This is a genomic window from Micromonospora sp. LOL_014 (genome assembly GCF_048060245.1).
GTDB lineage: Bacteria > Actinomycetota > Actinomycetes > Mycobacteriales > Micromonosporaceae > Micromonospora_E.
Genome location: NZ_JBHMIP010000001.1, coordinates 1 through 19,091 on the forward strand (window position 1 = coordinate 1; position 19,091 = coordinate 19,091).

Annotated in this window: 18 protein-coding genes; 8 read left to right on the top strand and 10 right to left on the bottom strand. The window is 68.0% G+C overall.

All coding sequences use genetic code 11. The annotated features are described in order from the left end of the window. On the top strand, positions 1–947 hold a 947-nt coding region (locus ACFHW1_RS00005), incomplete at its 5' end, for a polymorphic toxin-type HINT domain-containing protein (RefSeq protein ID WP_416614586.1). A 1,662-nt stretch (positions 948–2,609) separates the two neighbouring features. Beyond that, positions 2,610–4,478, top strand: coding sequence for a LamG-like jellyroll fold domain-containing protein (locus tag ACFHW1_RS00010; RefSeq protein ID WP_416589933.1), 1,869 nt, complete (start codon positions 2,610–2,612; stop codon positions 4,476–4,478). Between the two features lie 53 nt (positions 4,479–4,531). On the opposite strand, the gene ACFHW1_RS00015 is transcribed toward ACFHW1_RS00010, so the two are convergent. Continuing rightward, positions 4,532–5,017 (bottom strand): MarR family winged helix-turn-helix transcriptional regulator, encoded by a 486-nt coding sequence (locus tag ACFHW1_RS00015; RefSeq protein ID WP_416551112.1) that lies wholly within the window; start codon positions 5,015–5,017, stop codon positions 4,532–4,534. 117 nt (positions 5,018–5,134) lie between these two features. Here ACFHW1_RS00015 and ACFHW1_RS00020 point away from each other — a divergent pair, with 117 nt between their 5' ends. Continuing rightward, positions 5,135–5,509: a DoxX family protein gene (locus ACFHW1_RS00020; protein WP_416567860.1), complete on the top strand. Its 375-nt coding sequence runs from the start codon at positions 5,135–5,137 to the stop codon at positions 5,507–5,509. A 48-nt stretch (positions 5,510–5,557) separates the two neighbouring features. After that, positions 5,558–6,655: an alkene reductase gene (locus tag ACFHW1_RS00025; RefSeq protein ID WP_416614588.1), complete on the top strand. Its 1,098-nt coding sequence runs from the start codon at positions 5,558–5,560 to the stop codon at positions 6,653–6,655. A gap of 43 nt (positions 6,656–6,698) precedes the next feature. Here ACFHW1_RS00025 and ACFHW1_RS00030 read toward each other — a convergent pair whose 3' ends face one another. The 7 genes from ACFHW1_RS00030 to ACFHW1_RS00060 form a co-directional block, all read right to left on the bottom strand. Continuing rightward, a complete protein-coding gene (locus tag ACFHW1_RS00030) occupies positions 6,699–7,859 on the bottom strand; it encodes a cellulose binding domain-containing protein (protein ID WP_416614590.1) in 1,161 nt (386 codons plus the stop codon). A 513-nt stretch (positions 7,860–8,372) separates the two neighbouring features. Next, on the bottom strand, positions 8,373–8,810 hold the full coding sequence (locus tag ACFHW1_RS00035; RefSeq protein ID WP_416614591.1) for a hypothetical protein: 438 nt from the start codon (positions 8,808–8,810) through the stop codon (positions 8,373–8,375). Positions 8,811–8,838: 28 nt separating this feature from the next. After that, positions 8,839–9,282: a hypothetical protein gene (locus ACFHW1_RS00040; protein WP_416589931.1), complete on the bottom strand. Its 444-nt coding sequence runs from the start codon at positions 9,280–9,282 to the stop codon at positions 8,839–8,841. Further along, complete coding sequence (locus tag ACFHW1_RS00045; protein WP_416567857.1) at positions 9,272–9,886, bottom strand: hypothetical protein; 615 nt, start codon at positions 9,884–9,886, stop codon at positions 9,272–9,274. The genes ACFHW1_RS00040 and ACFHW1_RS00045 overlap by 11 nt, the downstream gene beginning before the upstream one ends. Then, positions 9,883–10,143, bottom strand: a complete 261-nt coding sequence (locus tag ACFHW1_RS00050) for a hypothetical protein (RefSeq protein ID WP_416551116.1) — start codon at positions 10,141–10,143, stop codon at positions 9,883–9,885. The genes ACFHW1_RS00045 and ACFHW1_RS00050 overlap by 4 nt, the downstream gene beginning before the upstream one ends. Before the next feature lie 413 nt (positions 10,144–10,556). Then, a complete protein-coding gene (locus ACFHW1_RS00055) occupies positions 10,557–10,787 on the bottom strand; it encodes a GntR family transcriptional regulator (RefSeq protein ID WP_416551117.1) in 231 nt (76 codons plus the stop codon). A 356-nt stretch (positions 10,788–11,143) separates the two neighbouring features. Beyond that, complete coding sequence (locus ACFHW1_RS00060) at positions 11,144–11,383, bottom strand: winged helix-turn-helix domain-containing protein (RefSeq protein ID WP_416551118.1); 240 nt, start codon at positions 11,381–11,383, stop codon at positions 11,144–11,146. A gap of 484 nt (positions 11,384–11,867) precedes the next feature. On the opposite strand from ACFHW1_RS00060, the gene ACFHW1_RS00065 reads away from it, so the two are divergent. Together ACFHW1_RS00065 and ACFHW1_RS00070 are read left to right on the top strand one after the other, a co-directional pair. Further along, positions 11,868–12,197, top strand: a complete 330-nt coding sequence (locus ACFHW1_RS00065; protein ID WP_416614593.1) for a DivIVA domain-containing protein — start codon at positions 11,868–11,870, stop codon at positions 12,195–12,197. Further along, on the top strand, positions 12,194–14,011 hold the full coding sequence (locus ACFHW1_RS00070) for a hypothetical protein (RefSeq protein ID WP_416551120.1): 1,818 nt from the start codon (positions 12,194–12,196) through the stop codon (positions 14,009–14,011). Before ACFHW1_RS00065 ends, ACFHW1_RS00070 begins: the two co-directional genes overlap by 4 nt. A gap of 86 nt (positions 14,012–14,097) precedes the next feature. On the opposite strand, the gene ACFHW1_RS00075 is transcribed toward ACFHW1_RS00070, so the two are convergent. Continuing rightward, positions 14,098–15,204, bottom strand: coding sequence for a Ku protein (locus ACFHW1_RS00075; protein ID WP_416551121.1), 1,107 nt, complete (start codon positions 15,202–15,204; stop codon positions 14,098–14,100). 147 nt (positions 15,205–15,351) lie between these two features. Here ACFHW1_RS00075 and ligD (ACFHW1_RS00080) point away from each other — a divergent pair, with 147 nt between their 5' ends. Then, positions 15,352–16,323, top strand: a complete 972-nt coding sequence (gene ligD / locus ACFHW1_RS00080) for a non-homologous end-joining DNA ligase (RefSeq protein ID WP_416551122.1) — start codon at positions 15,352–15,354, stop codon at positions 16,321–16,323. Next, positions 16,313–17,266, top strand: a complete 954-nt coding sequence (gene ligD / locus ACFHW1_RS00085) for a non-homologous end-joining DNA ligase (protein ID WP_416551123.1) — start codon at positions 16,313–16,315, stop codon at positions 17,264–17,266. Before ligD (ACFHW1_RS00080) ends, ligD (ACFHW1_RS00085) begins: the two co-directional genes overlap by 11 nt. Here ligD (ACFHW1_RS00085) and ACFHW1_RS00090 read toward each other — a convergent pair. Next, positions 17,258–18,928, bottom strand: a complete 1,671-nt coding sequence (locus tag ACFHW1_RS00090) for a DNA repair helicase XPB (protein ID WP_416551124.1) — start codon at positions 18,926–18,928, stop codon at positions 17,258–17,260. The two genes, ligD (ACFHW1_RS00085) and ACFHW1_RS00090, sit on opposite strands and share 9 nt — an antisense overlap. Positions 18,929–19,091 lie beyond the last annotated feature (163 nt).

Genomic DNA, 19,091 nt, shown 5'->3' on the forward strand with positions numbered 1-19,091 from the left:
CCGCGGGGAAGTTGTTGGCCCGTTACGGGTTGAAGCCGATGAGGTTGAAGGCGCTCGGGGACCGGTTGTGGAACCTGGGCGGCAAGTTGAAGGACGCGGTCGGTACGTGGATGCGGAGTCGTAAGACTCTGGACAAGGCTGAGGCGGCGGCGCCTGGTTGCAACAGTTTCGTACCGGGAACGTTGGTGCTGTTGGCGGATGGTTCGTCGAAGCCGATCGAGGATCTCGACGTGGGTGATCTGGTGGTGGCGTCTGATCCGGAATCCGGTGAGACGGCTGTCAAGCCGGTGGTCGCCACGATCGTCGGGCACGGGGTCAAGGATCTGGTCGAGATCACGGTCGACACCGACGGTGGCCGGGGTGACGCCGAAGGTGTTGTGGTCGCGACCGAAGATCACCCGTTCTGGGTGCCGGAGGTGGGCGAGTGGCTCGACGCTGCCGAGCTTGAGGCCGGGCAGTGGCTGCGAACCTCCGCTGGTACGTGGGTCCAGGTCACCGCCGTGCGTCAGTGGTCCGAGACCCGTACGGTCCACAACCTCACCATCGACGACATCCACACGTACTATGTACTCGCAGGCAAAACGCCGGTCCTCGTACACAACACCAACGATCTGGAGCTTTGTCGAGTTTCGCCGCCAAGTAGGGGTGATAGAGAGCGTATGCAGGGCCTAGATCCCAGTGACTTTCCAGATTTCGATGAGAACGGCGAGGCTGCCACCGGTGCTGCCCATTTCGGAAATAGTGCTAGGACGACCGACTTTGCCGTTAATAATCCACATCGAGCGGGTGATGGATTTAAGGTTCGGGTACCGTCAAAATGGGTCGATGAGAACAACATAGAAATATGGGAGGGAATGGATGATGCTCAGCTTGAGTACTTGATTCCGCGTGATCTTATATCGGAGTTCAATCAATTTCCGCGCAGTAGATGGGTGCCGGGGAGATGAGCCTGAAGGGATTGAATTGGTTAGGTATGACTTGGTTTCAGGTGTAGTGAAGAGTCATGCTTCGTATGGGCTTATCCTTCAGTTGGAGGGTGGCGATGAGGGAATGGTTGACTCTTTGGATATTGCAGACTCCCCGGACTTTCGTGCTACTTGGCCATCGGTGGGTGATCGGGTAGAAGGTGTCGTACTTGGACACGCCCGTATGGGGCGAGTCCGATTGAGCACTCGCGGCAGCGACATTCGGCTTGTGAATGCAGTGGGTGACCCAGGCGTCATATTCGAGAAATGGAATTACCTCAAGGAGAGTGGGATCGAAGATGTGGCGGCGCGTGACGCCTTCTTCGCATCGTCGCATGCGGTTCCGTTGCTTCGCTGGGCTCTTGCTCGCACGAAGGGTTCGCTGGACGGGAGGCTGGCCATCGAAATCATTCGGTTGGCGCCGGAAGGAGTCCGAGCAGAGTTCGATGGCGTTGAGGGGCGGGTCCAATAACGGGGATTGATGAGGTCGATCTGCGACCCGGCCCGCTCTGATTTGGCGCTGGTCGTTCTGTGACGAATTCATCGTCGGGTCGACTTGTGATCCGACCCGACGATGTGCCGCTGGACAGTGCGTGAACTGGCGTCGGAGCTATCCAGGCGTTATCGATAAAAGAGCATGGAAGTTGTGCGGAGCTCATGTGTGGCAAGTGGATGCAGCGGTGCCGAGTGACGTCAGCGCACCTTGGCTGTCGAGGTAGAAACTGGTGGGCAGTATTTTCCGATCGGTGAATGGCTCAGCTACTCGAGCGTGTTCTTAGAGTCGAAAGGGAGAGTGGTTGCTGCTGGGATGGGGTGGTTCTGGGAGATGGGGTGAAGTTTCGAAGAGTCTTCGGAGCTGGCAATTTGAGAAAACCGTCCGCTGTTGTGTCTGCACTCTGATTCCGGGCGTCGCTCCTTGGCTGCCTGAATAGGTGTCGCGCACAACATTCTATCGGAATGGTGAAAAGGTAGCGAATCCATTTGGCTAGCGAATTGGCTCGCTATGCGGAACTTCCTGTTGTGTTGGATGGTAAGTTTCGACCGTGGCGATATAGCGTCAGTCATTCTGAGTTGGAGATTAGAGGAGAGGGTAGTGGTGTAACGACGCGCGCACTCTTCTATGGTGTAGTGGGGGTGAAACTAAAGTCAGTGTACTCGTCGTTGACCCTGAGTTGTGCCAATAATGATGATCGACAAATTATCCTAGATTTTTTGAGGATCGATGATCGTGCCGGTAGAGTAATTCCGGTGCTCTTGTCGTCCGACCTTGGAGAAGGCTTCGTTGCCTGTCTGTCATTTGTTGTCCGAATGCATCGTTCGAGTGAATCATCTGGCTTGGAAGTTCCAGGTGGAGAAAGTGAGCTCATTGTTGCTGGTTGAGGTCAGGATGTGGACATTGGTTGGTCTGTCTGGTCGCCTTGGTCAAGACCGCAGACTGTCGTTGCTGCCTCGTCGCGGGATGATTCTATTCGCTTGTGGGCGTTTGGGCTGTCCGTGGAAATTTGGGTAGTGCGATGGCTCTCGTGCCGCTGTATGCGGAAGATGCAAGTCGATTAGCCTTGGTGCCACGCATTGACAATGATCATCGTGTGTGAAAGCGATGGTTATCGCGCGTATTCAGTGCCTGGCAAGGGGGAGTAGTAGATGACAGTGGATAATCGTGGATCCGTGCGCGGGCTGCGGCGGGTGGCAGTGCTGATCGCGTTGGTGCTCGGCGTACACACCGTGGCCGCCGCTCCGGCGGTGGCCGGACCGACCGGGCACGAAACTGCGACGTCGAGCAACGTCGTCGCGCCGATCGCGCCGGACATCGACTCGCCGGAGTACCTGCCGCTCGACGCCGACGAACACACCAGCGCCTGCGCCGAGGACAACCAGCACCGTGGGTCGATCGGTGTGTACGGCACCTTCACCTTCCACTCGCCGTCCCCCCAGGTCGTCAAGTACCTGTACGGCTTCAACACCAACCCCTTGCCGGACAACGTCCTAGTGCCCGCGAGCATCGGTGCGCCGGTGTCGCTGCGCTGGATGCCGGTGCAGGACGGGACGACCTCAGTCACCGTGCAGGCGGTCGACGCCGACGGAGGACGTTCGCCGATCGCATACTGCCTTTTCTCCGTACCGACCCGGCTCGCTGCTGGCGAGTGGCCGCTCGACGACGCGGCCGGTGCCACGTCGGCGGCGGACGCGCGCGGCAACCACCCGGCGGCCGCCGGCAGCGGCGTCACGTTCGGCGTTCCTGGGTCGGAGTGCGCTGACCTGGGCGCGCAGTGCCAACTCGGCCGGGCGGCCCGACTCACCGGCGACGCGGCTACCAGCTACCTGGCTACCAGCACTTCCGGCCTGATCGACACGTCGACCGGGTTCGGTGCCAGCGCCTGGGTGCGGTTGACCGACGACTCGGTCGACCGGGTCGCGGTCAGCCAGGACGGCATCGACGCGCCCGGCTTCACCCTCGGCTTCGACGCGGACAGTGGCCGTTGGGCGTTCGAGATCGCCGCATCGGACTCGCCTTCACCGGCTGTGTGGTCGGTGACCAGCACCGCGCCGGTCATGCTCGGCGAGTGGACCCACCTGGCGGCCGCGTACGACCCGGAGCTGACCACGATGACCCTGTACGTCCACGGCGACGAACAGCCGGTGGCGCTGCGTCAGTCGGTGTGGGCGTCGCAGGGTGCGGTGCAGATCGGTCGCGCGGTCAGCGGCAGCGGCTACACCGAGGGCTGGGCCGGAGACCTCGCCGACGTCGCGGTCTTCGACCGCGTACTGGTGTCGCACGAGGTGCGAGACCTGTCGGCTCGGCCGCCGACCTCGTTCGGCTACTGGCCGCTGGACGAGGCCACCAACGGCAACAGCCCGGAGTACGGCGGCGGTGCGGACCTGCGGTTGCACGGCGATTCGCACCTGTACGCCCCGGATATGGACGAGGACCCGTTCGCTGAGCCGCCGCTGGTAGCTGATGGGCATCTGGTGCTCGACGGCGTCGACGACTGGGCGCAGACCGACGGACCGATCGCGGTTACCGACCGCAGCTTCACCGTCGGCGTACGGGTGCGGTTGCCGGGCCCGACCTGCGGAGACACCGACCAGGCGGTGCTGTCCCAGGCCGGCGTCACCGCCAGTGGCTTCGTCATCCGCTGCAACGCCGCGTCGAATCGCTGGGAGCTGGTCCTGCCACACCAGGACACCACCGACCCGGCGTCGACGGTCATACAGGACAACTTGACGTACCCGGAATGGGATTACTTCGGCCAGCACCTGGCGGTGGTCTACGACTCGGCGCGCCAGGAGGTGAGACTCTACGTCGACGGCTACCTTTCTGCGACCGGCACTGCCGCGTACACGGCCGGCTGGCGGGCGGACGGCGGCCTGCAGGTGGGCCGGGCGTTGCACAACGGGAGCTTCGGCCAGTACCTCACCGGCGTCGTCGACGAGGTCCGGGTGTACGCGGGAGCCGCCGACGAGACCATGATCGCCCGGATGTCAGGAATGGCGGGTGGCCCGATCGGGTGACCGTTCGTTGAGCGTGGCCTGCGTGCCGGCACAGGGTGCGCAGGCCGCCGCGTTCAGCGTAGGCAGGAGTCGTCGGGGTCGATGGTGGTGGTGATCCGGCGGCCGATGTCGCGTAGTTGTCGGCATTGGCCCTTGGTCATCGGGTCGAAGACGAGCCGGCGCACCTCGGCGACGTGTCCAGGTGCCGTCTCGACCAGCTTGTCCCAGCCGGCGTCGGTCAGCGTGGCAAGCGTGTAGCGGCCGTCGGTCGGGTCCGGCGCGCGGCTGACCCAACCCCGTTTCTCCAGCCGGGTGACGACCTGTGACAGCCGCGACAACGACCCGTCGGCGATCATGGCGAGCCGGCTCATCCGCATGGTGCGCTCGGGCGTCTCGGACAGTGCGGCCATGACCTGGTACTCGAAGTGGCTGATCCCGGCGTCGCGCTGCAGCTGCCGGTCGAGCGCCGCCGGCAGCCTGGTCAGCACGCTGACGAGGGCGAACCAGGTCTCCAGCTCGTCCTCGTCAAGCCAGTGCGGCTGCTCGGTCGGGGTGGCCATGTTGTCGAGTCTAGCTTCAAGCGTCAAGTGATCACGAGAGCTGCGTCACTTGACGCTTGAAGTCATCGCGGACTAGCCTCGCTTCAAGCTTAAAGCGATCCGACATCGGAGACAGATATGAACATCGTTCTTTGGGTGCTCGCCGGACTGCTCGCCGCAGCGTTCCTCGGCGCGGGGCTGATGAAGGTCAGCCAGCCGAGAGAGAAGCTCGTCGAGAAGGGCATGGGCTTCGCCGCCGACTTCCCCATGGGCCTGGTACGGACCATCGGCGCGCTGGAGATCCTTGCCGCGATCGGCCTGATCCTGCCCGGAGCCACCGGCATCGCCCCGATCTTCGTACCGCTGGCCGCCCTCGGTCTGGTCCTGATGATGATCGGCGCCGCGATCGTGCACGCCCAGCGCAAGGAGTACCCGGCGATCGTTCCCAACCTGGCACTCCTGGCGATGGCCGCCGTCGTCGCCTGGGGCCGATTCGGCCCGTACGCCTTCTGACGCCCGTACGCCTTCTGACCATTCACCACCTCCTGGGGAGACCTGACCATGCCTGAGCTGTTCGAGCCGGTGATCATCGGCAAGTGGAACCTGCCCAACCGGGTGTTCATGGCACCCATGACCCGCAACCGGGCGCAGCCCGACGGGGTACCCAACGAGCACGCCGCCACCTACTACCAGCAGCGGGCCACCGCGGGCCTGATCATCACCGAGGGGGTGCAGCCGAGCGCCGTCGGGCAGGGCTACCCGAACACCCCCGGCCTGCACACGCCCGCGCAGGTCGACGGCTGGCGGCGGATCGCCGAGGCGGTGCACGCCGCCGACGGCCGGATCGTCGCCCAGCTGATGCACGCCGGTCGGATCGCCCACCCGGACAACAAGCACGGGCAGGAGACCGTCGCGCCGAGCGCCGTCACCGCCGACGGCACGATGATCACGGCCACCGGCATGCAGCCGTACCCGACGCCGCGCGCCCTGACCACCGACGAGCTGCCGCAGGTGGTCGACGAGTTCCGGCAGGCGGCGCGTTCGGCCGTCGACGCCGGCCTCGACGGCGTCGAGCTGCACGGCGCCAACGGCTACCTGCTGCACCAGTTTCTCGCCCCGCCGACCAATCAGCGCACCGACGGGTACGGCGGTTCGCCGGCCGCCCGTGCCCGGTTCGTCGCCGAGACGGTCACCGCCGTCGCCCAGGAGATCGGCCCGGAACGGGTCGGGCTGCGGCTCTCCCCGGCCAACGGCGCCAACGGGCTGGTCGAGGACGATCCGGCCGAGACCGCCGCCACCTACCGGGCGCTGGTCGACGCGATCGCCCCGCTCGGCCTGGCCTTCCTGCACCTGTCGATCGACCCGGCCGATCCGCTGCTCGCGGACCTGTCGGCCCGGTTCGGCGGCCCGGTCGTGGTCAACACCGGGTTCGCGTCGGTCACCGACCGGGAAACCGCGCAGACCCTGGTACGTAGCGGCAAGGCGACCGCGGTCGCGGTCGGTCGACCGTTCATCGCCAACCCCGACCTGGTACGCCGCTGGCGTGAGCAGGCTCCGCTCAACGAGGTCGACCAGGCGACGGTGTACGGCGGTGACGCCCACGGCTACACCGACTACCCGTCCTTGGACGGTGCCGGCACTCCGGCCAGCGCCGGATAGGCGGCCCGGCGGTACCGCCGGCTCAGCGGGCTGAGCCGTTTCGTCAGTCGGGTGGGCCGACGGTGACCGTTGCTGTGGCCGGCAGACACGAGCCGGTGTCGGCCGTCGCCCTGACTTGGGCTACGGCTCCGGCGCTGCCGGGTGCGGCGGTGATGGTGACCGGGTGTTCCGTGCTGCCGGGCCGGGTGACCGTCGGGGTGACGCTGACTCCGGGGTCGCCGGTCACCGTCAGGTGCAGCGCCGGGGCGGCAGCGCAGACGGTCACGAACGTCATGGTCGCTGAGCCACCGGCCGACACCTCCACCTGCGACGGACAGGCGATCACCATCAGCGCCGGTGGCGGCGCGGCCTGGCTGAAGGTGATCGTCGCCGAGTCGGCGGTGTCCGCCGGTGAGACGGTGACGACCCGAGCGAAGGCGGTGTGCCGTGGGAAGCCGTCACTGGTGTCGCCGTCGCGCAGCGCCGGGTGGTCGGGTGGAACGTCGATGCCGTACGGGGCCGTCGTGTTGCTGCCGACGAGCTGGTCGTTGATGTGGAACTCGACCCGTTCGATCGTCCCGGTCTTGGTGCTGGCGTCGGCGGTCATCCGGATGGCGCAGACTGACACCAGGTAGCTGTTGTCGACCGGGCTGGTCAGCGTCACCTCGGGTGCCGGCCCCGGCCCGGGTTGGTTGCCGTCGCACGGGTCGCCGTTGATGGTGCAGCCCGGATCCTGCGGTCGGTCGCCGGTCCAGGCGCCGACGTATCCGATCTCGACCGATCTGCCGGCGGCGATGATGTTGTTCCACGTCGTCGGAGTGGCGGTGAGGGTTTCGCCGTCCAGGGTCCAGTTGGCGTTCCAGCCCTGCTGGACCGTTTCGCCGGCCGGCAGCGTCAGGACCAGTTTCCAGCCGGTGACCGCCGTGGCGCAGGTGTTGGTGATGGTGATGTCGCGGAAGACGCCACCGCTGTCCGGGCCGTTGTTCCAGTAGCTGCTCTCGATTGTCACCGTCAGGCATCTGGCACTGGTGGCGGCCCCGGCGGTCGTGCCGGCCGCGTGTGCCGGGGCGCTGGCCGCCGTCGTACCGCTGGTGGCGAGAAGCATCGCGGCGGCGACGCCGGCCGTGGCCCGCCACCACGAGGTCCGCCACCACGAGGTCCGCCGGCGGCTGCGGGGCACTTCATCGGTACGGTGACGCGTCGGTGGGGTGGACGACAACGACATGGGGGCTGGTCTCCTTTGATCCCAGGAACCCGTGCCGACCTAGCTGGGCCGGCAGGACGGACGGTCCCACAGTTGTCCGCCGGCCCAGGCCACTGTAGGCGCCCTCATCGTTACATCAGTGACTGTCACTGTACAACGGGTGTGACGACGCGCTGGGTATGGCCGCCCGGTGCCTGCTCCGAGCGTCGGGAACGTGGCTTACGCGGTATTTGCTCCCTATCTGACGGGACTCCACGTCACTGACCGTCAACGGTGCAGAGTGGTGCCCACTCCGCTGTGGTGCCCACTCCGCTTATGTCGAGGTGAGGCTGACGCACGTCAAACCGCGGAATGACGTGCGTCAGCCTCACCTCGACGCGAAGGTCCGATGTTGACCGCCCGTCCTGGCATTGGTGGTCACTGAGAGTGAAAGTAAAGCCGGGTAGGTAAGCCTGAGTTCGGCGTGCGGGTCTGACGAGGGCGGCGGTCTCGGTCGTAGTCCGAGCGCGGTGATCGGAAGCGCCTGATGTTGGATCAGGGCTGGCTCCCGTAGGACTCTTCCACTCGCAGCTGAGCGTCGAGGCCGTGCTCCTCGGCGTACGCGATGGCCCGCGCAAAGACTGCTTCCAGCTCGTCCATGCCGATTTTGGCTGGGTCGAGAAGGTACTGGATGACCTCCATCACCGACTCCGCCGCCACATCCGGCGGAATCTCCTCCCGGCGCTTTGCGTCCACCACGGAGGTGATCGTCCCCTCGGTCGCCCGCGCATCGACCGACGTGCTCGCAGGAAGGGCGGCGCGAAGCTCCGCGACGAAGCGGATGATCTCGCCGCGGCTGGCACCCTCCGGGTACTGCCGTTGCACGGCGAGGACGAACAAGGAGGTGAAGAGTGCTGCCACCCCGAGCTGGTCCTTGGGCGGAACATCTTCCTGGGCGGTCGGCCCGTCTGTGTCGTCGTCGAGGGCGAGCAACGCCCGTACCAGGGCAACCGCCCCTGGACTAATCTTCTTCACTCCACTCCTCCGCGAGCTGGTCGACCTCAGCGAGGAAGCGGTCCAACTTGTCTGCTGGTGCGTCCGAGAGTAGATGCCACAGCACGACGAGTTCGGTTTCAAGTAGTGCGCCCTGCTCAGCACCCTCAACGTCGCCGGTCTCGCCGGTCAGGGCCGAGATCAGCATTTTCTCGGCCAGCTCCGGATCAAGATTCAGCGTGGTGTCCGCGAACTTGCTGCGAACCTCGGCGACCAGGCGAATAATCTCGCCCCTGGTTGTCCTGTCCCCGAGCCGCTCGCGTGCAGCGAGGAAAAACGCTGCTCCGAGCACAAGCCCGAGCTCCTGCCACCCTGCTTCGTCAAGCTGCCGGCAGCGCTCCCGATAGGCAGCTGGGTCGCCGTGGGTGAGCTCCCGGAGGAGTTCCAGGTACGGCTCGCGGTCAGTCGTCAATGTTCCGCCTCCGAGACTTCCTATCGTCGAGCTTTTTCAGGATAAGGGCAAGCGTTGCCGCGAGTACAATTGCGGCGGACTCGGCGGATTCAGCGTAACCGGGGCTTTGGTTGGAGGGCCCGGGGGTCGAGGGATGTTGCACCGTAGATGTGGTTCCCTTCGGTCCAAGCTGGGTTATCGCATCCGTTATCTTTCCGGTCACGTCGCCGGCGGTCTCGGCATTCTCAACACTCTTCTTGGCGATTCGTCGGTGCCAGCTCTTCGGGCGTGCGGTGCTGGCGACGATCTCCTCGCCGGAGGGCAGGCTGGTATCCGGGTTGGCCCGGCCGACGGGCATCGAGCCGGGCATGATGTGGTTGCCGTACCTGGAGAACGCCTCTGCCGACTTGGCGAGCAGGTTGCCGAGTCGGCCGGCCTTGGCCGCCGCGATCGCGGCATCGTCGACGGCACCCCGCGTCTCACTGTGGTCGGACCCGGCGCCGGCTTCGTCGAGGTGCCGGTGCGCCTGGGCCAGGTCCGCTTGGGCGCGAGTAGCTCCGGCTGCGGCCTGGTCCAGTCGCTCGACGGCGGTACGGAGCTGGGCGACCACGTCGGCCAGGGTCACCCGAGTTTTCTCCGGTACACCCGGGCGTGCTCGACACACGCATCGATCCGACGGATGGTCAGCTCAACCTCCTTGATCGCAGCCTTGAAGTGCTCCCGGCCTTCGTTGACGCAGTCGTGCTGGCTGTCGTGCACGGTGCGCAGCGCCAGGTCACCCGCTTCTGCCGCGACTTCCGCAAGCTGCTCGATGAGCTTCCTGGCCTCCTCGGCGGCTTCGATGGCCAGCCCGATACGCACCTTGACATCGTTGACCGACATGTAGGCATCCGTCCAGACGGGGGCGACGCAATCCGCGACGTGCTGCGCCTTCCGGTGATGTGGAGGCTACCGTCTGTCCGCTACGGGGACGGTCTACTGGTAGACACAGTGGATCAGTGGCGGTGCATGGTCGGCTGCTTGGTGAGATGTCTGGACTGCGGCATATGTGTGCCGCGTTGCCGGGACGCTCTTCGCCGACGGTGACGGGCGGTCGGTCGTTGTCCACTCCGCTCGCCGCGAGTTGAAGCTGATGTACGTCAACCCGGCGGGACAACGTGCGTCAGCTTCAGCTCGAGACCGAGGGGGTGGTATTTGGCCGTCCGTGTCGGCGTTGGTGGTCACTGAGGGCGAGAGTGGAGTCGGGTGGGCGAGCCTGACCAGGGCGGTTCGCCCTGGCCGGGGTCGGCGTCGGGCTAGCCGGTCGAGTGGTCGGCAACGTAGGTGCCTCGTCCCTGCTGACCGATGATCAGGTTGCGGTCGTGGAGCAGCGAGAGCGCACGGTAGACCGTACCGGTGCTGACGTCGTAGGCATCGGCAAGCTCGCTGGTCGACGGCAGCTTCTCGCCGGGAGCCAGCTCGCCACTGTTGATCTTGGCGGCGATGTCATCGACGATCTCTCGGAACGACGGTTTGGCAGTTGGCATGGGGTGTCTCCAGTTGGTTCGGCACCCCTGATCGTGCCGCACCTGGATGACTTGCTGCAATAACTAAGCCAAGTTGGTCCCGCAAAGGTGGGGTAGACATGCTGTAGTAAGTGCAGTAAGTTGGGCCGTGGTCGTCTCCGGTTGGTTCGGCAAAACGGATCGGGTGGCGGCTGAGCAGGTGGTATCGCCTCGCCGGGTGGCCGACAGGCGCGGACGGTTGACTAGTCAGGGAGGGGGTGTGCGTATGTGCCGGCTACCCGGGACGGCTTGACGGCCGGGCTTCGTGCTCCAGGGCGTGGTGATCGGATGCGCGGGGTCTGACGAGACGGCAGGGGTCGCCGGTGGCCGGCGAGGCCCTACGGCTTGCGCATCCACGTCGCCGGATCGGTGGCGAAGATGCCCTTGCCTTGGCGGCGGTCGATCACCTCAAGGGCTTCGAGTCGCACGTTCACCAGCTGCATGGTGGACGAGCTGACCGTGTACATCTTGCAGAACTCGGCGATCGACGGCAGCTTGCTGCCGGGCGCGTACTTTCCTGTGCGGATGTCGGCCATGATCTTGTCGGCTACCCGCAGATAGTCAGGCTTGGCAGGCATGACGCTCCTGCTTGTCGAGGGCTCCTCGCGTGGCGACTCCAATTTGATCACAAGGAACGTGTATGAACAATGGGACTTAAGTTACTTGGCTTCCTCATTCAAGTTGCTCCCACGAGCGCTCCTCGCGTGGCAACGATGGGGTGTTCGTGCACTGGTCGGGGCGGGGTGGTGGCGCGCGGCCTGCCCGCCCCGACCGCCCTACCCGAGCGAATCCCCGCGAAACCCGTAAGCCCGTGAGCAGCAGAGATCCAGCATGAGCCGCTCCGGGGTCGTACTCGCCGAACGAGGCTGCGACCGCCGGAGCTGGGGCGACCCGTCGGCTGCGAGTCCTCCCGCTTCGGCCTTCCCGGTCGGCGGGTCGCCCTGTCCAAGCACACAGATACGCAGCACCAGCACCGGGAGCAGATCAGGCACAGCAACAGCGCGGCATCGCGTCGGCGGCATCGGCTGCCGGCGTACTCCTGACCGAAGGGGAACCCCGACGATGCGCAACCTTCTCCACCGGATCTTCAACCGACCAGGCCGGCGAGCAAACCGGGTGGTCGAGCCACCACAGCACCTGCGGCCCCGCAACGCCGGAGTGTTCCGCCGGCCGCCGTTGCGGCCCCGGATCCACCCCGGCCAGGTCCGCGACCGCCGGTTCCGCGAAGTGCGGCGCGGCCTCGACCCTGCCGAGGTGTACGCCTTCCTGCACTACGTCGCGGAGGACCTGACCGCCCTGCGCGACGACCTGCGGCGCACCGACGACGAGAACCTGCGGATCAAGCGGGCGCTGCGCGAATGGCAGTCCACCCAGACCCGGATGTACGCATGACCACCGGGCCGCGTACCCAACTGGTGCTGACCGTCGCGAACCTGGACACCGGCGCGGTCGCCTCCACCAGCGTGATGCCCGGCGACATCGAGCCGGAGCCGGCCCTGCACGGCGGCTGGGATATACCACTGTGGCCGGTGCGTGACGAGTTGGCGGCGCAGGTCAAGGTCGACCGGTCGACGCTGCGTGACCTGCGCTACCTGGACCACACCGCTGCCCTGGGAGCCGATCCGGTGCTGACCCTGCCGTCGACCTGGCGGCCGGATCTGCCGGACGCCGAACGGGTCGCCGGGCTCGCGGCGGCGCACGCCGGTCCCGGCCACCCGGCCTGGTCGATCCACTTCGGGCGTACGGTGGCTGAGCAGCCGGTCAGCGTCGACGAGTCGCTGGGCCGGCTGTGCGCGCTGGCCGACCTGCTCTGCCTCGACCTGGTCGTCGAGGCCCGGTGGGGGGTGTTCGCGGCCGATCTCAACTGGGACATCAGGTTCGAGACGCCCGGCGCGGCCGTGCCCCGTGACCAGCGCGGGTACGCCGCGAGCCTGCCCGCTGCCGTCGACGGTACCGCCGTGGCGGACGCGTTGGCCGGGCTGGCCGAGCGGTCGTTGACCGCACCGGCGCACTTCCTGCTGCCGGCGCTGCGGTCGGCGGCGCCGCCCGACGAGATCGACGTCGATCGGCTGGAGCGCCGCATCGTCCAGGACTGCGGTACGCCGCCGCCGGCCCCGGCCAGCGCGGGGGAGTGGACCGCCGGGGCGCAGGCCATCTGGCGGGACCGCCGCTGGCATCACACGTCGCTGTGCCGAATCCCAGGCCCCCGGCCGGCGATCCCCGAACGGGCACCGGTGCTGCGCCGGACCTGGCAGCCGCCGCTGCCGCCGTGGCTCGGCGAGCCGATCCCCAGCGAGCCGTGCCCGGACTGTCACGCCACCGGGTGGCGGCACCCGGTGCTGACCTGTCGGCGGTGCGGTGGCCACGGCCGGCAGTTCGACGCTGCCGTCGTCACCGTCACCAATCTTCGGGACCGGGCGACGCACGTCGAGTGGCGGCCGAGCCGCACCACGAGCCCGGCCACCGGTGCGCCCGTCATCGCAACGGGTGGGCTGCCGGTGGCGCGGCTGCCGGAACGGTTCCGGCTGGGCCGGCTGGCCGGGGTGTTCGGCGTACGGCCGGTGGACCTGCTCGACCTGACCGGCGAGCGGGTGGTCCCGCAGGAGCTGCGCGACGGGGTGGTGCCGGTGCTCGGCGACGGGCCGGACCCGATCCGGCGGTACCTGCGGGCTGCCGCCGCCGGTCGACCCGGCGCCCGCCTGCTGGTGCACGCCACCGACTGGGCCGAACTGCCGGCGTTCGACGCGTTCGCCGCGCTGGTGGTCGGGCTCGGTCTGGCGCTGCGGGTGACCGCGCGGGACATGCGGCCGTACGTCGACGATCCGATGGTGGTGCACGACCTGCTCTGGGGCGTCGAGGCGTTGCCGGTGACCAGCACTGCGGCCGGCGGGACGAACCCGGCCGGTGGGAAGGGGCCGGTGGATGAGCTGGAGCCGGTGGATGAGCTGGAGCCGGTGGACGAGCCGTTGAGCCGCAGCGTGCCGCAGGCGATCGGCTGCTGCCTGCACTACCTGGAGTTGGCGGTGGTCGAGTCGCTGCCGGCCGACCCGGCGCAGCCGATCCCGGTGCCGCAGCAGTTGGCGCCGCCGGCCGTGCCGGACATCGTCGGGCAGCTCACCGAGCTGGCCACCGCGCACGCCGGGCAGGTGGTGGCCGCGCATCTGGACCAGGCCGGCTGCCGATTCTGGGTCGCCCCGAGCCGCTGACGCTGATGCCACAGGTGCATCAAGATGCACCTGTGGCATCAAGCTGTAACTCGTGTCTGCCCCGGGGAGGGTCCGGAGTAGGCGGTTCAGGCGGATTTGCGGTCAGCGGTCTTCTTCGCGGCGGTCTTGCGGGCACCTGACTTCTGCGTACCGCCGGTTTTCTGACCGGTGCTCTTCGCGGCGGCCTTGCGGGCGTCGGTCTTCTTCTCCGGCTGGGCCTTCTTGGCGGTGGTCTTCTTCTGGTCGGCGGTCGCCGACTTTTTCGCCGGGGCCGTCTTCCTGGCTGGGGCCGCCTTCTTCGCCGCCGGCGCGGCGGCGGCGGCCTTGGCCGACTTGGCCGAGGTGATCGGGGTCGGCTCGGCGGGCTCCCGGTCCTTGCCAGCAGCCTCGTCCGAAGCTTCGCCAGCGGCTTCCCCGCGCGCCACCCGGGCCCGCTCGACCGAGGCGCGCAGCGCGGCCATCAGGTCGACCGCGGCGGCCGGTGCCTCCTCTTCCTCCTCGGGGGCGACGATCTCCCGGCCCTCCACCTTGGCGTCGATGACCTCCTGCAGCGCCGCCCGGTAGTCGTCGGTGTACTCGTCCGGGGCGAACTCGCCGGCCATCGAGTCGATCAGCGAGGCGGCCATCGCCAGCTCCGGCGGGCGGACCTGGATGTCGTCGTCGAGGAAGCCGAACGACGCCTGGCGGATCTCGTCCGGCCAGAGCATCGTGTTGAGTACCAGCACGTTGTCGCGTACCCGCAAGGTGGCGAGCTGTTCACGTTGCCGGATCGCGACCTTGACGATCGCCACCCGGTCCGAGTCGGCCAGGGCGTCGCGCAGCAGCACGTACGGCTTTGTCGCGGTGCCTTCCGGCTCCAGGAAGTAGGCCTTGTTGTAGAGCATCGGGTCGACCTGGTCGGCCGGCACGAACTCCAGTACGTCGATCGCCCGGGAGGTGCTCAACGGCAGGTCGGCGAAGTCCTCGTCGGTGAGAATCACCATCTCGCCGCCGCCGAGGTCGTAGCCCTTGGCGATATCGTCGTAGCTGACCTCCTCGCCGTCGACCGAGCAGACCCGCTTGTACCGGATACGCCCGCCGTCCTCCCGGTGCACCTGGTGGAACCGGATGTCCTTCTCCTCGGTAGCGGAGTACAGGCGTACCCCGATCGACACGAGGCCGAACGACACCGCGCCTTTCCAGATCGCGCGCATGGCTGATCCCTTCGCCACCACCGGCGGCCGCCGACCTGTCCCGCCCTTCCCCAAGGTCAAGATCACCAGGTCGGCCCGGTGTTGATCCAGGATCGCATCCGACAGAACTCAGCGCGACCACTTCGTTGCTGGTTTTACAGTGACAGGATGCCGGGTGGACCGCTGCGGCCGATGCTCGCGACGACCGGGGAGCTGCCCACAGGCCCCGGCTGGTGGTACGAGTTCAAATGGGACGGCGTGCGCGCTCTGGCCGATATCTCCGCCGGCGGGCAGCGGCTGTACGCCCGGTCCGGCGCCGAGATCACCGTCGCCTACCCGGAGCTGTCCGGGCTGCCCCGCGCCCTGGACGACGCCCTGCTCGACGGGGAGATGGTGCTGCTCGACGCCGCCGGCCGACCGTCGTTCACCCTGCTCGCCGAACGGATGCACGTACGGGACCCGGCGCGGGCGGCCCGACTGGCCGCCGGTGCGCCGGCCACGTACATGATCTTCGACCTGCTGCGGCTGCGCGGAGCCGACCTGACCGGCTGGCCGTACCACGACCGGCGGCACGCCCTCGAAGCGCTCGGGCTGGCCGGGCCGGCGTGGGCGGTACCGCCCAGCTTCACCGACGGGCCGGCGACCCGGGCCGCCGCCGCCGAGCACGGGCTGGAAGGCGTGGTCGCCAAGCGACGCGACGCGATCTACCGGCCGGGTGCCCGCAGCCCCGACTGGGTCAAGGTCAAAATCGAGCTGACCCGGGACTTCGTCGTCGGTGGCTGGCGTCCCGGTGCCCGCCGGATCGGTGGGCTGCTGGTCGGCGTACCGGTGCGGGACGCGGCCGGCGTGGCGACCGGCGCACTGCGGCTCACCGGCCGGGTCGGCGGCGGGATCGGCTCGGCTGCCGAGCGGGCCCTGCTGGCCGCGTTGGAGCCGCTGCGCACCGACGTGTCGCCGTTCGACGCTGCGCTGCCCCGGGAGGACGCCCGCGGCGCGATCTGGGTACGCCCAGAGGTGGTGATCGAAGTACGGTACGGCCAGCAGACCCCGGACGGGCGGCTGCGGTTCCCCCGGTTCCTGCGGATCCGCCCGGACGTGCCGGCCACCGACGTCACCGAGGAGGACGCCGATGCGGGCTGACCGCGGTCGTGGCGCGGGCGAGGGCCGGATCCGGGTGGACGTGGCCGGCCGGTCGCTGGAGCTGTCCAACCTGGACAAGGTGCTGTACCCGGCGGCCGGGTTCACCAAGGGCGAGGTGATCGACTACTACACCCGGGTCTCTGGTGCGCTGCTGCCGCACCTCGCCGACCGGGCACTCACCCGGATCCGCTACCCGAACGGCGTCGACGGCCAGTTCTTCTTCGAGAAGAACGCCCCGGCGAGCACGCCGGACTGGGTGCGTACCGAACGGCTGCCCACCCCCGGGTCGTCGCGGGGCCGCGACGAGCTCGACTTCGTGATCGCCGACGACCTGCCCACCCTGGTCTGGCTGGCGAACCTGGCCGCGTTGGAGCTGCACACCCCGCAGTGGCGGGTCGGCGCCGACCCCGACCTGCTGGTCGTCGACCTCGACCCGGGGGCGCCGGCCGGGATCGAGGAGTGCTGCGCGGTCGCGGTGCTGATCCGCGACCGGTTCGCCGACGACGGCATCGCCTGCTTCCCGAAGACCTCCGGCCGCAAGGGTATGCAGCTCGGCGCGCCGGTGTCGGCCGGGCAGCCGGCCGACGTGGTGTCCGGCTACGTGAAGCGGGTCGCCGAGGAGCTGGAACGCCGGTCACCGAAGACGATCACGTCGAAGATGGCCAAGCGGCTGCGCCCCGGCCGGGTCTTCATCGACTGGAGTCAGAACAACGCGGCGAAGACGACGGTGGCGCCGTACTCGCTGCGGGCCGGCCCGGTGCCGGCCGCCTCCGCGCCGCTGACCTGGCCCGAGGTGGAGGCCGCGGCGGCCGGCGAGCCGGGCGTCGTCCGCCGGTTCACCGCCGCCGAGGTGCTGGACCGCCTCGCCGAGTACGGTGACCTGCTCGCCGACCTGCTGACCGTCGGGCCGCCGGTCCCGGACCGCAGCCAAGAGTCAGGGTAGGGCCGGGCCGAGGACGTCGTCGGCGTCGACGATCGTGTACGCGTACCCCTGCTCGGCGAGGAACCGCTGCCGGTGCGCGGCGTACTCGGTGTCGATGGTGTCCCGGGAGACCACGGTGTAGAAGTGCGCCTGCCGGCCGTCGGCCTTGGGCCGCAGCACCCGGCCGAGCCGCTGCGCCTCCTCCTGCCGGGAACCGAAGGTGCCGGACACCTGAATCGCCACCGCCGCCTCCGGCAGGTCGATGGAGAAGTTCCCGACCTTGGAGATGATCAGCGTGGGGATCTCGCCTTGCCGGAACGCGTCGAACAGCCGTTCCCGCTCCTTGTTGGTGGTGGAGCCCTGCACGATCGGCGCGCCGAGGAACTCGCCGAGCTGGTGCAGCTGGTCGATGTACGCCCCGATGACCAGCACCTGCTCGCCGTGGTGCCGGTCGACCAGCGCCTTGACCACCGGCAGTTTGGTACGCGCGGTGGCCGCCGCCCGGTACCGTTCCTCGGTTTCGGTGACCGCGTACCCCATCCGTTCCGCGTCGGTGAGGGTGACCCGCACCTCGACGCATTCGGCCGGGGCGATCCAGCCCTGCGCCTCGATGTCCTTCCACGGCGCGTCGTAGCGTTTCGGCCCGATCAGCGAGAAGACGTCGCCTTCCCGGCCGTCCTCGCGGACCAGGGTGGCGGTCAGGCCGAGCCGGCGGCGGGCCTGCAGGTCGGCGGTGAACCGGAAGATCGGCGCCGGCAGCAGGTGCACCTCGTCGTAGATCACCAGGCCCCAGTCGCGGGCGTTGAACAGGTCGAGGTGGGTGAAGGCGCCCTTGCGGCGCGAGGTCAGCACCTGGTACGTGGCGATGGTGACCGGGCGGATCTCCTTGCGCTCGCCGGAGTACTCGCCGATCTCGTCGGCGGTCAGCGAGGTGCGGGCGACCAGCTCCCGCTTCCACTGCCGGCCGGCGACCGTGTTGGTGACGAGGATCAGGGTGGTCGCCTTGGCCTGGGCCATCGCGGCCGCACCGACCAGCGTTTTGCCGGCGCCGCAGGGCAGCACCACCACGCCGGAGCCGCCGGCCCAGAACTGCTCGACCGCCTCCTGCTGGTAGGACCGCAGCGACCAGCCGGGCTGCCCGTCGACGCCGGCGGTGCCCAGCTCGATCGGGTGCGCCTCGCCGTCGACGTAGCCGGCCAGGTCCTCGGCCGGCCAGCCCAGCTTGAGCAGGCCCTGCTTGAGCCGGCCCCGCTCGGACGGGTGCACCGCCACCGTGTCGTCGTCGATCTTGTCGCCGAACATGCCGGCGAGCTTCTTGCTCTTGGTCACCTCGGTCAGTACGGCCCGGTCGGTGGTCCGCAGCACCAGCCCGTACGCGGGGTCGTTGGCCAGCTGCAGCCGGCCGTACCGGTCCATGGTGTCGGCGACGTCGACCAGCAGCGCGTGCGGCACCGGGTAACGGGAGAACTTCAGCAGCGCGTCGACGACGCTCTCGGCGTCGTGCCCGGCGGCGCGGGCGTTCCACAGGCCGAGCGGGGTGAGCCGGTACGTGTGCACGTGCTCGGGCGAGCGCTCCAGCTCGGCGAACGGGGCGATCGCCATCCGGCACGCGGTGGCGTCCGGGTGGTCGATCTCCAGCAGCAAGGTCTTGTCCGACTGGACGATCAGTGGTCCGTTGTTCACTGTCGGTATCCCCCTTCTGGCCGACCCACCAGTCTCGCACACGATCGCCCGGCACCGGGCGGCCCCGGTGACCGACGCCACTGTCGGAGCGGCGATGTTGCGGACCGTGTGAATATCGCAACCTCAGCGGCGGCTGCGGCGTCTTACACCACGACGGCTGTCC

Coding starts and splice junctions, on each gene's coding strand:
- ACFHW1_RS00010 (WP_416589933.1), top strand. CDS start 2,610: ATGACAGTGGATAATCGTGGATCCGTGCGCGGGCTGCGGCGGGTGGCA.
- ACFHW1_RS00015 (WP_416551112.1), bottom strand. CDS start 5,017: ATGGCCACCCCGACCGAGCAGCCGCACTGGCTTGACGAGGACGAGCTG.
- ACFHW1_RS00020 (WP_416567860.1), top strand. CDS start 5,135: ATGAACATCGTTCTTTGGGTGCTCGCCGGACTGCTCGCCGCAGCGTTC.
- ACFHW1_RS00025 (WP_416614588.1), top strand. CDS start 5,558: ATGCCTGAGCTGTTCGAGCCGGTGATCATCGGCAAGTGGAACCTGCCC.
- ACFHW1_RS00030 (WP_416614590.1), bottom strand. CDS start 7,859: ATGTCGTTGTCGTCCACCCCACCGACGCGTCACCGTACCGATGAAGTG.
- ACFHW1_RS00050 (WP_416551116.1), bottom strand. CDS start 10,143: ATGTCGGTCAACGATGTCAAGGTGCGTATCGGGCTGGCCATCGAAGCC.
- ACFHW1_RS00055 (WP_416551117.1), bottom strand. CDS start 10,787: ATGCCAACTGCCAAACCGTCGTTCCGAGAGATCGTCGATGACATCGCC.
- ACFHW1_RS00060 (WP_416551118.1), bottom strand. CDS start 11,383: ATGCCTGCCAAGCCTGACTATCTGCGGGTAGCCGACAAGATCATGGCC.
- ACFHW1_RS00065 (WP_416614593.1), top strand. CDS start 11,868: ATGCGCAACCTTCTCCACCGGATCTTCAACCGACCAGGCCGGCGAGCA.
- ACFHW1_RS00070 (WP_416551120.1), top strand. CDS start 12,194: ATGACCACCGGGCCGCGTACCCAACTGGTGCTGACCGTCGCGAACCTG.
- ACFHW1_RS00075 (WP_416551121.1), bottom strand. CDS start 15,204: ATGCGCGCGATCTGGAAAGGCGCGGTGTCGTTCGGCCTCGTGTCGATC.
- ligD (WP_416551122.1), top strand. CDS start 15,352: ATGCCGGGTGGACCGCTGCGGCCGATGCTCGCGACGACCGGGGAGCTG.
- ligD (WP_416551123.1), top strand. CDS start 16,313: ATGCGGGCTGACCGCGGTCGTGGCGCGGGCGAGGGCCGGATCCGGGTG.